The 13792-nt window shown below is 48.8% G+C and carries 12 protein-coding genes; 8 read left to right on the top strand and 4 right to left on the bottom strand.

Annotated elements, in window-relative coordinates; translation table 11 throughout:
- Nucleotides 1-70: 70 nt before the first annotated feature.
- On the bottom strand, nt 71-802 hold the full coding sequence (locus J7E85_RS15130) for an MORN repeat-containing protein (protein WP_215159092.1): 732 nt from the start codon (nt 800-802) through the stop codon (nt 71-73).
- A gap of 256 nt (nt 803-1058) precedes the next feature.
- On the opposite strand from J7E85_RS15130, the gene J7E85_RS15125 reads away from it, so the two are divergent.
- Together J7E85_RS15125 and J7E85_RS15120 are read left to right on the top strand one after the other, a co-directional pair.
- A complete protein-coding gene (locus J7E85_RS15125; RefSeq protein ID WP_215159090.1) occupies nt 1059-2120 on the top strand; it encodes a suppressor of fused domain protein in 1062 nt (353 codons plus the stop codon).
- A 151-nt stretch (nt 2121-2271) separates the two neighbouring features.
- Nucleotides 2272-3255 carry a diaminopimelate dehydrogenase gene (locus tag J7E85_RS15120; protein ID WP_215159089.1) on the top strand — a complete coding sequence of 328 codons (984 nt, stop codon included), beginning with the start codon at nt 2272-2274 and terminating at the stop codon, nt 3253-3255.
- A 51-nt stretch (nt 3256-3306) separates the two neighbouring features.
- On the opposite strand, the gene gdhA is transcribed toward J7E85_RS15120, so the two are convergent.
- The gene (gene gdhA / locus J7E85_RS15115) at nt 3307-4686 is read right to left on the bottom strand and encodes an NADP-specific glutamate dehydrogenase (protein WP_215159087.1); all 1380 of its coding nucleotides are present in this window, start codon (nt 4684-4686) and stop codon (nt 3307-3309) included.
- Nucleotides 4687-5073: 387 nt separating this feature from the next.
- On the opposite strand from gdhA, the gene J7E85_RS15110 reads away from it, so the two are divergent.
- Nucleotides 5074-5961 carry a hypothetical protein gene (locus tag J7E85_RS15110; protein ID WP_215159085.1) on the top strand — a complete coding sequence of 296 codons (888 nt, stop codon included), beginning with the start codon at nt 5074-5076 and terminating at the stop codon, nt 5959-5961.
- A 94-nt stretch (nt 5962-6055) separates the two neighbouring features.
- Here the strand turns inward: J7E85_RS15110 and J7E85_RS15105 are convergent, their stop codons facing one another.
- On the bottom strand, nt 6056-6892 hold the full coding sequence (locus J7E85_RS15105; RefSeq protein WP_215159083.1) for a YitT family protein: 837 nt from the start codon (nt 6890-6892) through the stop codon (nt 6056-6058).
- A gap of 320 nt (nt 6893-7212) precedes the next feature.
- Here J7E85_RS15105 and J7E85_RS15100 point away from each other — a divergent pair, with 320 nt between their 5' ends.
- Together J7E85_RS15100 and J7E85_RS15095 are read left to right on the top strand one after the other, a co-directional pair.
- On the top strand, nt 7213-7977 hold the full coding sequence (locus J7E85_RS15100; RefSeq protein ID WP_215159081.1) for an SDR family oxidoreductase: 765 nt from the start codon (nt 7213-7215) through the stop codon (nt 7975-7977).
- Between the two features lie 84 nt (nt 7978-8061).
- Entirely contained in the window at nt 8062-8361 is a 300-nt protein-coding gene (locus J7E85_RS15095; protein ID WP_251035731.1) for a hypothetical protein, read from the top strand.
- Nucleotides 8362-8595: 234 nt separating this feature from the next.
- Here J7E85_RS15095 and J7E85_RS15090 read toward each other — a convergent pair whose 3' ends face one another.
- Nucleotides 8596-8934 carry a VOC family protein gene (locus tag J7E85_RS15090; RefSeq protein ID WP_215159079.1) on the bottom strand — a complete coding sequence of 113 codons (339 nt, stop codon included), beginning with the start codon at nt 8932-8934 and terminating at the stop codon, nt 8596-8598.
- 267 nt (nt 8935-9201) lie between these two features.
- On the opposite strand from J7E85_RS15090, the gene J7E85_RS15085 reads away from it, so the two are divergent.
- From J7E85_RS15085 to J7E85_RS15075, 3 genes are all read left to right on the top strand, one after another.
- Nucleotides 9202-10818, top strand: a complete 1617-nt coding sequence (locus J7E85_RS15085) for a helix-turn-helix domain-containing protein (RefSeq protein ID WP_353049503.1) — start codon at nt 9202-9204, stop codon at nt 10816-10818.
- A gap of 95 nt (nt 10819-10913) precedes the next feature.
- Nucleotides 10914-11921 (top strand): ABC transporter substrate-binding protein, encoded by a 1008-nt coding sequence (locus J7E85_RS15080; protein WP_215159077.1) that lies wholly within the window; start codon nt 10914-10916, stop codon nt 11919-11921.
- Between the two features lie 374 nt (nt 11922-12295).
- A complete protein-coding gene (locus J7E85_RS15075; protein WP_215159075.1) occupies nt 12296-13483 on the top strand; it encodes a multidrug effflux MFS transporter in 1188 nt (395 codons plus the stop codon).
- Nucleotides 13484-13792: the final 309 nt, after the last annotated feature.

Here is a 13792-nt window from a genome sequence, read left to right as displayed (position 1 = left end):
TCGGTAATAGAAGAACCCGGTCTTGCTATAGGCAAGTTACCGGGTTCTTTGACGATTGTATTGGGTCTGGTTATTTTAATGGAACCTGCTTGGACAATGCTTCAAATTGCTCCAGGTGAGGAGCCACTTTGTTTTGAATGCTCTTGAAATATTGGATCGCGGCGTCATTTTGACGCTGTTCAGCCGCCGAGTTGGCAGGGAAAATCGAAGAATTTTTGTTGATGGAGCCGTTTTTATAATGAACGCTGAACATCGTTCCGGCGGCCCAGGCTTTCTTCATGTTTTGATTGAAGCCCATGATTTCGAGCGATTCCTGGCCTTTCTTGTAGATAAAGTTGTAGTCGGGATCCGCGATGGCATGAGTGACATCGTATCCGCTTTGGAAGACGCCTGCCTGGAATGTCCCTTTCTGGATCTGATTCCATCGGACGGACCCGTCAGGCATTTTCACCTTATGTGTCAGGATGCCTTCGCCATCCATTTTGTCATTGCTCCAGCGGCCGGTGTATACCACCTTATGTGTTTCACCGTCTACTTGGTATTCGTTAATGTATTTACCGGTTCCGGTGCGCTTCCCGTTAATGAATTCGCCGGAATATTGTTTGTCATTTCCCCATTTGATCGTACCGCGTCCATTGGGCTGGCCGTTGGCTGCTTCACCGTAATAGGACGCCCTTTCGGAAATCTGTATCCATTCCTTGGCTGAGGCCGCATCGACGGAAACTGGCAGCGAAGTTAGTGAAGAGGCCATAATCGAAGCTGAAAGTGTTAAGGTTACGGATAATGCCGTTATTTTTTTCATGAACATGTAGGCTCCTTTGTTGATATGGTTCTATTATACACTTCTCTGGAAACTTCTTCATTCCCCTATACGTCCTATATAATGAAGACGTAAGTGGAACAAGCCAGGACACGCATTCTGACAACTGCCTTATCTTATATGATCGACAATGGGACATGCTCGCCCGTGGAATGGAAGGAACTGTTAGGAAGTATGATTGAGCCTATTCGGATACGGTTTAATTTTGATGGTAAACGATAACGGGAGGGAACAGGATATGACACATGAAGAAAACGCCTCAGGTTGGGATGCGATTGATGAGCGGCTGCTAAAGCTGTACGGGGAGCAGGAACCGAAACATTACGGGGCTCTAATTCCCTATGCCCTTGGAGGACCCGATCCGCTGAATGGAATCAGCGCTTATACGTCGAATGCCCCAAGTCCGCATTGGCATATGGTCACTTATGGCTTTAGCGAGCTGTATGACAAGGAATCGGACAATCTGGAGGAGAGCGGTTACGGATTCGAATTGACGTTCAGGCTGGCTAAGGGGGAGGAAGAGGAAGAGCCACCGGCGTGGGCGCTAAATCTGCTTCAGAACATGGGGAGATACGTGTTTAACAGTGGGAATGTTTTTCGCTCGGGAGATTATTTGGACGCCAATGGGCCGATCTGTCTGGGTGCCGATACGCAATTGACCGCCCTCGCCTTCACCCTGGATCCCGAGCTGCCGGGGATGGATACGCCGAATGGTCGGGTAGAATTCCTGCAGATGGTTGGCATCACACGTGAAGAACTCGAGGCGATGCAGACATGGAATACGCTTGGCGTATTACAAGTCTGCGCAGAGTATATGCCGCAATATATAACGGATCTGGATCGGGATTCCCTCCTGAATGTACCTTCGATTTCGGAAGCCGTTGACCGAGGGACAAAACAAGAGGGCTCGAATACCGGATTTCTCTTCGTGAGCCAGCTGGCTTTTGAACCGGGGAAGAAGGGCTGGTTAAGTAAAACTCCGGCTACATTACAAATAGGCGCCAAGCAGGCCGAAATTATCGGGAAGCTGCTGCAGGGCCGAATTCTGAAGGATAAGAAACTGAGCCTTGTAGGTTCGGACGTTCGGGTCGTATTTGAGCCGGGGGAAGAGAGTCGCTGGACTGCGGAGGACGGAGATGTTACCCTGGTTTTGGACGATCGGACCGCGGATGAATTCTCAAGCCGGTTGCTGCCGCAGGTCAGCACCTTCGAGCTTTCTGGCTTGCAAGGAATCCGGATTGAGGTCCTGAAGACGGAAATCAAGGATCAAGAAGGAAACGTTGTTCAAGTTATCGGATAGCACGGTGAAAAATAAGAATAACTCAGATAGAAACAATTTCCTGTCCATATAAAATAGTTTACAATTTGAGTGATGTCTATATACTTATACTTTAAAGCGGTACATAAACATCATGCTACAGGGAAATGGTTCTGACAAAGGGAGGATTACATTGAAAGCATCTATTAAAGTAGGGATCGTAGGTTATGGAAACTTGGGCAAAGGCGTACAGAAAGCCATCGGGCAAAATCCGGATCTGGAGCTGGTAGCCATCTTCACGCGCAGAGACCCGCAGCAAATGCCGGCCAATTCCGGTGCTCGCTTCGAGCATATATCAGCGGCAGAGCAATATATCGGCAAGATTGACGTTATGATTCTGTGCGGCGGTTCGGCTACGGATTTGCCTGAGCAAACGCCACAGCTTGCCAGCATGTTCAATACGGTAGACAGCTTTGACACACACGCGAAAATCCCTGAGTTTTTCGAGGAAGTCAACAAAGCGGCGATGGGCGGAGGCCATATCAGCGTCATCTCGACGGGCTGGGATCCGGGCTTGTTCTCCATGAATCGTCTGCTTGCTGAAGCGATTTTGCCGGAAGGAAAAGATTATACCTTCTGGGGTAAAGGCGTGAGCCAGGGCCACTCGGATGCCATCCGCCGTGTTCCCGGGGTGAAGGCAGGCGTTCAATATACGGTTCCAGTAGAAGAGGTTATCAACCAAATCCGTGCCGGTGAAACACCGGAGCTCGCCACGCGCGAGAAGCACCGGAGAGATTGCTTCGTCGTAGCGGAAGAAGGTGCGGACCAAGAGCAGATCCGTCAAACGATTGTGTCGATGCCTAACTATTTTGCCGATTACGATACAACCGTAACTTTCATTACGCAAGAAGAGCTTGAGGCTGAGCATGCAGGCATGCCTCATGGCGGATTTGTCATTCGCAGCGGCGTAACCGGAAGCGGAAATAAACAAATTGTTGAATTTGGCCTGAAGCTTGACAGCAACCCGGAATTTACGGCCAGTGTGCTGGTATCTTATGCAAGAGCAGCCCATCGTTTGAGCAGAGAGGGACAGCAAGGCGCCAAGACGGTGTTTGATATCCCGCTGGGATACTTATCTCCAAAATCGGCCGAAGAGCTCCGTAGCGAGCTTCTATAAGCTGTAAGAAGCCCTACCGCATATGCGGTAGGGCTTCTTTTTGTTTCTTATTTATACGATACCTTGTGCGATCATGGCATCAGCGACTTTGATAAATCCTGCGATGTTGGCACCAGCCACAAGATTGCCAGCTACGCCATACTCCTCTGCAGCTTCTACGGCACTGCTGTAGATGTTTTTCATGATCTGATGCAGCTTCGCATCCACTTCTTCAAAGGTCCAAGACATTCTCATGCTGTTCTGGCTCATCTCCAGCGCGGATACGGCAACCCCGCCTGCATTGGCGGCTTTAGCCGGTCCGAACAGCACGCCGCTGTTGATGAACTGCTCAATCGCTTCCAGCGTGGAAGGCATATTGGCTCCCTCACCGATGGCTTTTACACCATTCATGATAAGTGTTTTCGCTGCTTCTTCATCCAGCTCATTCTGCGTGGCGCACGGAAGTGCGATATCGCATGGAATGGTCCAGATGCCCGTGCAGCCTTCGGTATATTCGGCATGCGGGTGAATCTTGACGTATTCGCTGATACGCAGGCGATCCCGTTCCTTCAGCAGCTTGACGGTCTCGAGGTTAATTCCGTCCGGATCGTACAGGTATCCGTTGGAATCACTGCAGGCGATGACGTGTGCACCGAGCTGCTGTGCTTTTTCAATCGCGTAGATGGAGACGTTGCCCGAGCCGGACACCACGACGCGGCTGTCTTTGAAGCTAAGGCCTTGCGAAGCCAGCATCTCCTGTACGAAGTAGACGCAGCCGTAGCCGGTTGCTTCCGTACGTGCCAGGCTTCCGCCATAGATGACGCCTTTGCCTGTCAGCACGCCGGCCTCATGTCCGCCGCGGATTCGCTTGTATTGGCCGAACATATAACCGATCTCGCGAGCGCCGACACCGATATCGCCGGCAGGCACATCGGAATCAGGTCCGATATGGCGGTACAGCTCGGTCATGAAGCTCTGGGTAAAACGCATGACTTCCTGATCGGACTTGCCTTTCGGATCGAAATCCGAACCGCCCTTGCCGCCACCGATGGGCTGGCCTGTGAGCGCATTTTTGAAGATTTGTTCAAAACCAAGGAATTTGACGATACCGGCATACACCGAAGGATGGAACCGGATGCCGCCTTTATACGGACCCAGCGCGCTGTTAAATTGGACACGGAACCCGCGGTTTACTTGGGTTTTGCCTTGATCATCCACCCATGGAATACGGAAGGTGATCATACGTTCAGGCTCCACAAGGCGTTCCAGAATACCGTGTTCCAGATATTTTGGATGCTGGGCTAAAACAGGGACGAGGGAATCTACAAATTCACGGACGGCTTGATGAAACTCTTGCTCATGCGGATCTCGAGCCACCACTTGGTTATAGATGGATTCCACATAGTCTTTCGCGGCAGTAAGGGGTGAAGAAACAGAAATATTCGTAGTCACTTTTGCGATGCACTCCTTCAAATCGTTAAAGTAGAATTGCGTGATAAATCGTCTGTTTTACGGGAAAGGTAGCCTGTCTCGGACAATTTGTACTAAAACATTAAAAGTTTGCACTCAGCATTTTTAAGTTAAAAAGAATTGTATAGAATCTTGCCTCGTATTACCAATAAAATGTTTTTTGCGAACTCATTAAATATTTCTATAAAGTTGTCATTTGGTGTAAGTTAATGAGCCATAACCCCGTGTTTCGTGTAGCGAAAATGCAAAAAATAATCCGAATTTGTCATGGAAAAATACAAATAAAAGGAACTCAGGCTTCAACTTTTTCGGCATGTTTAGCGTCTGAGGTTATGGAAGACTTGGAATCTTATTACAGGAGCTGAGGGCATGAGAAGGTTATCGACAGCGATGTTTATTTTGGCAATAAGTACCTTGACGGCATGTGCGGATCAGGAGATGGGGCAGGTCGAAGCCCCACCCGTTTCGAACGTGAAGCCGGCACCAGATATAAAGGATGAGCAGCCCTTGGTGATTCAGGATGTGGCTGCTTTGCAGGAAGGGACCTTCGCTTTTGCCGACGAGACGGGGCATAGGCTGTTGGTAGACCCGGATGCGGCTATTCAGGATGAGCAAGCCTCGCTGATTGCCGTGGGACAGGGAGGCGTGGTGCTTCCGGTTCAATATGCCGGCTCGCAGCCAGCGACGGAGGAAGATAACGGCAGGCAAACCGCACCGAATTTCAGCCATCAGGCTGGACAATTGTATGAGGTGAGCGAAGGGGCCGCAGAACCGAATGCCACCTATTTTATCATCCCTAAGCGCCATCTTCCTACGGATGCCTTAATGACTATTCAACCGGCAAATCCGGAGGAGATCAATGAACAGGAGCTGCAGGACATCAAGAACAGCAAGGGGAGAGAAGTAGACAAGGCATGGCCCATTGTTCAACTTCCTGATGGGGAGTCCCTCTATCTGGTGCAGTTCGTCAGACAGGGTGATGATATGCTGGCAAGCCTGGCGCTGAAACGTGAGAGCGGCTGGTTATATTATGATTATTCGGCGAAGTTTGATCCGAGCTCCACCTGGAGAGTGGATGATCAAGGCGAGGTGCGTCCGGAGATGTTCTCCTTTCTCTTTGCGGCAAAATCGGAGCTTGGCTTTGTGTTGGGCGTCCAATGGATGGGCTCGGAAGGAGAGAATGTTTCGCTTCTGTCCGTGTCGGATGATGCCATTACAGATCTCGGGCTGGCGTATGGAAGATATATGTCTCCATAATAAGCCGAGGATGAAGCTGAGTATAATGAAAAAAGATCGAAACCTGCCCAAACGGCTGTTTCGATCTTTTTTCGTATAAAGGATAAGTCCGCTCTTATTTTGAAATATCAATAAATCCTTCGCCAAACACATCGCGTACGTCATGGATCGTGACAAAAGCGTTTTTGTCTTCGGCCCGGACGATTTTTTTGAGCATGGAGACTTCCTGTTTACTGATAACGATGTAGAGAACATCTTTGGTCTGACCGGTGTAATATCCATAACCCCGAAGCACAGTCACCCCGCGGTCCATAATCTCCGTAACACGAATCGCGATGCGGTCATGATGGGTCGAGATGATGGTAACGGCCTTTTTGGGATTCAAGCCTTCAATAATAAACTCCATCGCCTTGGTGCCGATATAGAGGATAACCACGGTGAACATCACCTTCTCGATCCCGATCACAAAGACGGACAGTCCAGCCACGATCAGGTCAAAGAACAGTAGGGCATAGCTAATATTCCAATCCCAATATTTATTAGCCAGGCGGGCCAATATCACCGTACCCGCCGTTGTGCCACCCACCCGGACGATGAGTCCAATCCCGACGCCGGCAAACAGTCCGGCAAATATGGCATTGATCACCGGCTCATCCGAAGCGATGCTCCAGTTCTCCGTCAAATGAAGGAACAGAGAGTGAAAGGCAACAACGATAATGGTATAGACCGTCGTTTTTTTATCCAGAAGCTTGTAGCCGATAATCAGCAAAATCCCGTTAATCACCATGCCGACCAGCGCCGGGGACCATTTCAGCACATAAAACAGAATGATCGAGATCCCGGTAACTCCGCCTTCGCCAAAATCGTTGGGAATGACGAATAAATTGACGGCCAGCGCAAAAATAAATGCCCCGATGAGCAGCATGATCATATCAAACGCTCTTTTTTTCATACGATATACCTCCATGACTTTCAACAAGCTCACAAAAAAAGCGACTAAAGGAAAAAATCATCCTTTAATCGCTTTATGCAAACACAGGTTGCGCAGCTCTTTTGATATTCTCATTATAATAATCATTACATGGAATGTAAATGATTTTTAATTCACTGAGCGTAGGCGGCGACGTAAATGCCTACATTCTAGCCCCCCCGTGCAGGCGGGGCATCTTTTATGGGGGTTATCAAGAGGAAGGCGAGAATAGGAGCGCAACATTTCGAAATGGGGCCTGTGATAAAACTAAAAGTGAAAGAAAAAGAGGAGATGATGAGAACATGAATACATTGACGGGAAAAGTTGCTTTGGTTACGGGCTCCAGCCGAGGCATTGGACGTGCCATCGCGATACGATTGGCAAAGGAAGGAGCGTTGGTAGCCGTTCACTATGGCAAGAACCATGAGGCCGCGGAAGAGGTCGTGAGCGAGATAACCGAGGCCGGAGGTGAAGCTTTCTTGGTAGGGGCGGATCTTACTTCCATGGATGGAATAAGTGCCCTGTACGGGTCGCTGGATGAGACGTTAAAAGCACGAACCGGTAATACGCAATTCGATATTCTGGTCAACAATGCAGGGATCGGCTTAATGGAAACCATCGAGGAGACCACGGAGGAAAGCTTTGATGAAGTGATGCGAATGAACGTGAAGTCGCCATTCTTCATGATTCAGCAGGCTCTCCCACGACTTCGAGACGATGGCCGCATTATCAATTTATCTTCTGCGGTAACCCGAATCTCCTTGCCCAATATTCCGGCGTATACGATGACGAAGGGGGCCATCAATTCGCTGACCCTCTCCCTGTCGAGCCAGCTGGGTTCCCGCGGAATCACGATCAATGCGATACAGCCTGGATTCGTTGCTACTGACATGAATGCCGCCATGCTTCAGGACCCGGCCTCGTTCCAATTCGGAGCCGGCTATTCGATCTTCGGAAGATGGGGTGAGCCTGGGGATATCGCAGATATTGCAGCATTTCTGGCTTCTCCGGACAGCCGCTGGATCACCGGTCAATGCATCGATGCCAGTGGAGGATCCCATCTGTAATGACTGCTCCCTCTTTCCGATATTTCCATTATAATGATTGGAGAAGATCCAAGACAGGAAGTACCAGGATGGAGGAAGGGCAAGATGTGGAATATCAATTTTGAGCACCCGTATGACAAACGTTCCAGCGCGACCGGTGAACAAATGACTCGTTTTGTTAAGGAGTGGAATACGGAGCTGTCTACGCAAGAAATGGATGAAATCAAGGGAAGACAAGTGAATCCTTTTCACAAAACGTCTCCCTTTTACGATCAATATACGCCGCTCGATCCTGCAGGCTGGAGGCTGCCCCAGAGGAATTTCCCCGCAAGCTATTTGGACTTATTGAAGTATTCCAACGGCGGGGAATTTCAACAGGGAGAACATCTTTTCCAGTTCCGGTAAACGGAGAATATCCGATTTTGTTTGCTCATTCCGGCAGCTTGGGCTATGAGGACTGGAGCGGGTTGCGGATTCTTTACCGGCGTTATGCACGGAGACATGGGAGCTTTATTGAGAAGGATGGGAATGTAAGAAGGGGACTAAAGCTGCCTGACATAAGATAAGAGCCCACGCGTGATGCGTGGGCTTTTGCGTGTAGTGGATGAGGAATGGCGTTGTTCCATGTAACGATGATGATTAGGCCAGAACTTCGACAGTAAACCCGCCCGGGGCTTTAATGTAAAATGTCCATCCGTGGGCTCTTTGTGGCGGCTCGACATCGAAACCATCATCCTTTAGACGCTGATAGAGTTCATTTACCTTCGCTTCGCTTTCCTGAATAAAGCCAATATGAAACGTCTTGGGGTAGTTAATCTCGGTACCTCGCATTAAGGTCAGCACCATCCCTTGATCGTCAAACAGCGCTGCAAATGATTGGCCGCGCTCGCCTCCGATTTTGAGTCCGAAATAGGTTTGCAAAAATTCCTTTGCCGCAGTTACATCAGTGACAGTGAGATTAAGATGGTTCAGTATCATATCGTGCACACTTCCTTTTTGTGGAATGAGTGATTCTTAATTCAAGCGTAGCACATTTAAGCAAGTGGAGAGCTTATGCAGGTTTAGGGCAGGCATGGTCGGCGAAACCCGTCACACAAGTCGAATGTTTTAGATAGGGCTTCGCCATGATTGCTTGGGAAGGAGGAAGCGTATGAAATGGATTTAACGTAACAGATGGAGCAAGCATCTGGTATAATAACAACACATTAAATTGATAATGATTATCATAATCAAGAAGGTCGTTCCGTGTCACTACCTTCAACGAATAAACTTCCCCCTCATTTTTTTCACGTACCGACTCGTTTAATGGGATTGGATGAAGAGATTCCGAGCGCCAGCGGAAATCATCAAGAGCAGAGCTATCGCATCATGATCATCCAGGAGGGAGAGGGCCTGCTGCATGTGGATGAGCGATCCTATCCGGTTTTCAGAGGAAGCGTATTTGGTTCCGGCAGCCTAACGGAACTCAAGCTGGAATCCATAAGATTAACGCCTTTACGGGGGCTTTATATGGAATATCGATGCTTATGTGTAGATGACAGTGCATCTTACGGACTTGAATGTAAAGTTCCGATTCATGACATTCCGTCCGAGATTTTACGGCTGGCCGAAGAACTTGAGAGCATCTGGGGAGGTGCGGATCACAGGGAGCCTTTTCAGCTGCAGCATCTGTTCATTAAACTGCTGCAAGAGATCCATGCGGAGACGATATCAAGATCATCTTCACAGCAACGATCTTGGGTGGAACAAGCCCTGCAGTATATGGAAGAGAACTACTATAAAGATCTGACAAGAGAGCAGATGGCCGCTAGGGCGGGTGTTAGTCCGGAGCATTTCTCGCGTAAGTTTCGTAAGCATGCCGGACGTACCTTTAATGAATACTTGACCCTGTTTCGAATACGCAAAACGCAAGGACGACTGTTGACCGGATCGCAAGATTTAAATACACTGGCGCAGGAAGTAGGGTATAAGGAGGGCTTGTACCTCAGCCGTAAATTCAAGGAAGCCGTAGGCATGTCTCCCACGGCTTATAAACGTAAACCAAAGCGAATCACCGCATTGAACCTAAACCATACGGCATCCTTGTTAGCGCTTGGCGTTACACCTGAGCTGGGGGTGTATACTCCTTGGATTCAGCAGACCCCATACAGCAATCATCTGAGTGCAGACCAACGTTTCGACCCGTATGCTCTCGCATTCGATCATTATTATGAGACGATAGCTTCATCCAATCCGGATCTGATCATCAGCTACGATTCGGCAATTGAGAACAAGGCGCTGCTCGCTTTGGCGCCTGTCCTGGAGCTGCCGTTCAAGACGATGAGCTGGCGCGAGCAATTCCGCTTCATCGCTTCCGCTATAGATAAAGATGCGGCAGCGGAGGAATGGCTGTCGCGTTACAACGAACGGGTCGATCACTCGAATGAGGTACTCAATGGAGTGCTTGGTAAGCGGGGAAGCGCCGTCGTTTGGGAATTTTGCGCGGATACAGCCTATTGCTTCAGCGGCAGTTTTGGCAGAGGGAGCCAGATTCTATATGACGATATTGGATTTCATCCGCCTGCCGGGCTGGTGGATGAAGGGCTCCATCGCCGCGGATATGTGGAAGCGGCAATCGGCAAGGTCGCTTCTTACGCGGCCGATCATATATTCATAACGTCATTACCTAACCATCCCCACGGTCTGGAGCGAGTCAAAGCATTGTTCAGATCACCGGATTGGCGCCATTTGGATGCGGTACAGCACAATCGAGTCTATGTTCTGAATCAACCGGAATTATTCTTCGGATATGATCCTATCTCCTCGCAAGCACAGCTGAGCGAATTGATGAAAGTGCTGACAAGACATCATAAATTTGCATGAGTAGACATCATTTTAAGGCATAGCCATTGGAGGGGACAGGAGGTAATGTTTATGTGAGAATGATTATCGTTATCGATATATAAGGGGGATATAAAGTGTTTTCTTTTCGTAGTTTAAGCAGAAGGCGTGTAACTCTTGTTACCGCAGTGCTCTTTCTGGCATTTATGCTCAGTGCCTGTGGTGTGGGAGAGACAAGTAAGGGGAATAATACGGAGACCGTACCGACCGCAGCTAGTGATTCATCGCAAGCGCTGGATACGAATTCGGTGGAAGAATCCAAAGTGAAAACCGTCTCTACCGTCAATGGCGATATCGAAGTTCCGTTGAGTCCGAAGCGCATCGTCGCAGAAGAATATTTGGGCAGCCTGATTGCGCTTGATGTCATTCCGGTTGGAGCGCCGGGGCTAACCATCCAAAATTATTATTTTAAAGAATCTTTAAAAGGAATCGAGGATATCGGGGATTACGGAAAACCGTCGGTCGAGAAAGTCATGGCTTTAAACCCGGATCTCATCATTACCGGCAATGGGGAAACAACCTATGAGCAGCTAAGCAAAATCGCCCCCACTATCGTCATTCCATATGGAGATTTAAAGAATGCCCATGAAGAGTTAACTTATTTCGGCGAGTTATTTGGTAAGGAAGAGGAAGCCAAAACCTGGCTCGAGGAGTATGATCGGCGCATTGCGGCAGCCAAAGCTAAAGTCGATGCAGCGATTCCGGCGGATGCGACCTTTAGCATTATGGAAGACGGCGAGAAGACAACCTGGGTGTACGGTGATAATTTCGGCCGTGGCGGTCAGCCTGTCTATCAGGCATTGGGAAGAAAGCCTCCGAGCGGAGTGGCTGCGGAAATATTAGAGAAGCAATGGGCTGAGTTAACGGCTGAAATGATAGGAAAATACGCGGGCGATTACATTATTATGACGTCCAATACACGTACGATCGAAGATTTCCGAGCAGATCCGATTTGGGGCAGTCTCCCTGCGGTCAAGCAGGGGAACATGTATGTATGGCCCGAGGAGCGTTCCTGGTATTACGATCCGCTTGCCGTTCTTGCCCAGACGGAAGAATTGGCAGAATGGCTCTCCAAGAAGAATTGATACATAACAAAGGTGCTCTCCAGAGACTTGTCATTATACAGGGCGATGGTAGGGCACCTTTTTTTGATCGTGACGCAAATACGAGAAATCAATTCCTCAAAAAAATAAAACCTCATCATTTTTCTGTTCTTGCTGTCCCTGGCCCAAAGTGTAAGGCCTCCCGTGGGAGGGAGAGTCAAGAGCTCAAGAGCTCAAGAGCGCATTTTGGCCTGTAATTCTGCTATAATACTCGGTAGATATAACCCCCTTATTCAGAAAAAAAGGTGACTTTTCATGCTTTCATTTACTAGACTAACGAAATGCAAACCCCCGATCCCGTAATTTCTTTGCCAGCCAACTAGAGATTTTTTGAAATAATAAGGGGGATGTTAGCTGTGCAAAGAAAAATCTCAAATCCATCCATATGGTTATTAATTATCCTTGTGGGTTTCCCACAAATTAGTGAAACGATATATACACCTTCATTACCGGACATTGCCCATCAATTGGGAGCAAGCAACAATGCAATCCAACTAACGCTCAGCATTTACTTCTTAGGCTTTGCCTTCGGAGTGTTTTGCTGGGGAAGGCTTTCGGATTCCATCGGACGTCGTCCTGCCATGCTGTGGGGTATCCTGGTTTATGGATTAGGCAGCATGGGCTGCTATCTATCCGGTTCGGCCGAATGGTTATTGGTGAGCCGATTCATTCAGGCTTTTGGTGCCAGCACCGGCTCGGTCGTCACCCAAACCATTTTGCGTGAGAGTATCGATGGAGCCAAGCGTCATGCGGTGTTTGCCCAGATCTCGGCAGCGCTTGCGTTTACGCCCGCTATTGGGCCGCTCATTGGCGGATGGGTGGATCAATCTCTTGGTTTCAGAGCAGTGTTCTTGACGCTGGTTTTGATGAGCGCCGCCATTTTGTTGTATACCTGGACTTCTCTGCCTGAAACCAGGGTAAAGGCGGTCTCGAAGATTAACACCCTCTCCGTGGGCAAACGCCTGGTCTCCGACCCCAGAATATGGGGATTCGGTTTTCTCATTGGAGCCACCAACGGCATATTGTTCAGTTACTATGCGGAGGCCCCGTTTATTTTTATTGAATTTTTTCAGATGAGTCCCGGCGGGTTTGGTTTCTTTGGTATCTTTGTTGCGATGTCATCCATCTTAGGTGCGATGCTGTCGAAGAAACTGCTGACCAGGCTCCAGGCTGAGCGCATTATCGTGATCGGCACGATCATTACGATGCTGGGGGCACTTTGCCTTACCGTTCTTGCTGTTAGCGGAATTAACGCCACAATAATGGATATGGTGTTTGTGGTAGCGTGTATTTTTATTCTGCTGCTCGGCATCGGAATGGCGATTCCGAATTGCCTTAGTCTGGCGCTGAACCAATATGGAGATGTGCTCGGAACGGCAGGAGCGATCTTCGGATTGGGTTATTACATTGTTGTCAGCCTGATTACGAGCAGCATGAGTCTTCTTCACAATGGCTCGTTAATCGTGATGCCCTTGTATTTTCTTGGCCTTGCCGTAGTCATGGTCTGCGTGAGCAAGAAGCTTGCTGGATATGCGCGGAGGTAGTTTGGCATCTTGTTTAAGTTTCATATAGGATTGAAAAGAAGCTGTCCCCTTTCTAGCAGGAGGGGCAGCTTTTTCTTGTTCCACTGAATTAATAGAGCGGCGGCTATCAATAAAATATTCCCTCCGTAGTGGAGTATTTATCCATGGTTTGGTACCATTTTAACTAAGATTTGTCTTCCAATATTTTGACCGAGCCTATCAATACGGGAAGAATAGGGCTTTCCAGGGAAGACCGAAGAAATATCTTGATTATTATCTGGGTCGAATCAAAGGGTAGACCGTGGATGCGGGACAGACTTCGTGTCGATG

Origin of the sequence: Paenibacillus sp. ISL-20, assembly GCF_018613005.1 — a bacterium.
In the GTDB taxonomy this organism is placed as follows: domain Bacteria; phylum Bacillota; class Bacilli; order Paenibacillales; family Paenibacillaceae; genus Paenibacillus_AQ.
This window is presented reverse-complemented; position numbering and strand designations above follow the sequence as displayed.

What these genes read in the sequence shown, in the direction of transcription:
- J7E85_RS15130 (WP_215159092.1), bottom strand. Translation starts at nt 802, where the DNA reads ATGAAAAAAATAACGGCATTATCCGTAACCTTAACACTTTCAGCTTCG.
- J7E85_RS15125 (WP_215159090.1), top strand. Translation starts at nt 1,059, where the DNA reads ATGACACATGAAGAAAACGCCTCAGGTTGGGATGCGATTGATGAGCGG.
- J7E85_RS15110 (WP_215159085.1), top strand. Translation starts at nt 5,074, where the DNA reads ATGAGAAGGTTATCGACAGCGATGTTTATTTTGGCAATAAGTACCTTG.
- J7E85_RS15105 (WP_215159083.1), bottom strand. Translation starts at nt 6,892, where the DNA reads ATGAAAAAAAGAGCGTTTGATATGATCATGCTGCTCATCGGGGCATTT.
- J7E85_RS15100 (WP_215159081.1), top strand. Translation starts at nt 7,213, where the DNA reads ATGAATACATTGACGGGAAAAGTTGCTTTGGTTACGGGCTCCAGCCGA.
- J7E85_RS15095 (WP_251035731.1), top strand. Translation starts at nt 8,062, where the DNA reads ATGTGGAATATCAATTTTGAGCACCCGTATGACAAACGTTCCAGCGCG.
- J7E85_RS15090 (WP_215159079.1), bottom strand. Translation starts at nt 8,934, where the DNA reads ATGATACTGAACCATCTTAATCTCACTGTCACTGATGTAACTGCGGCA.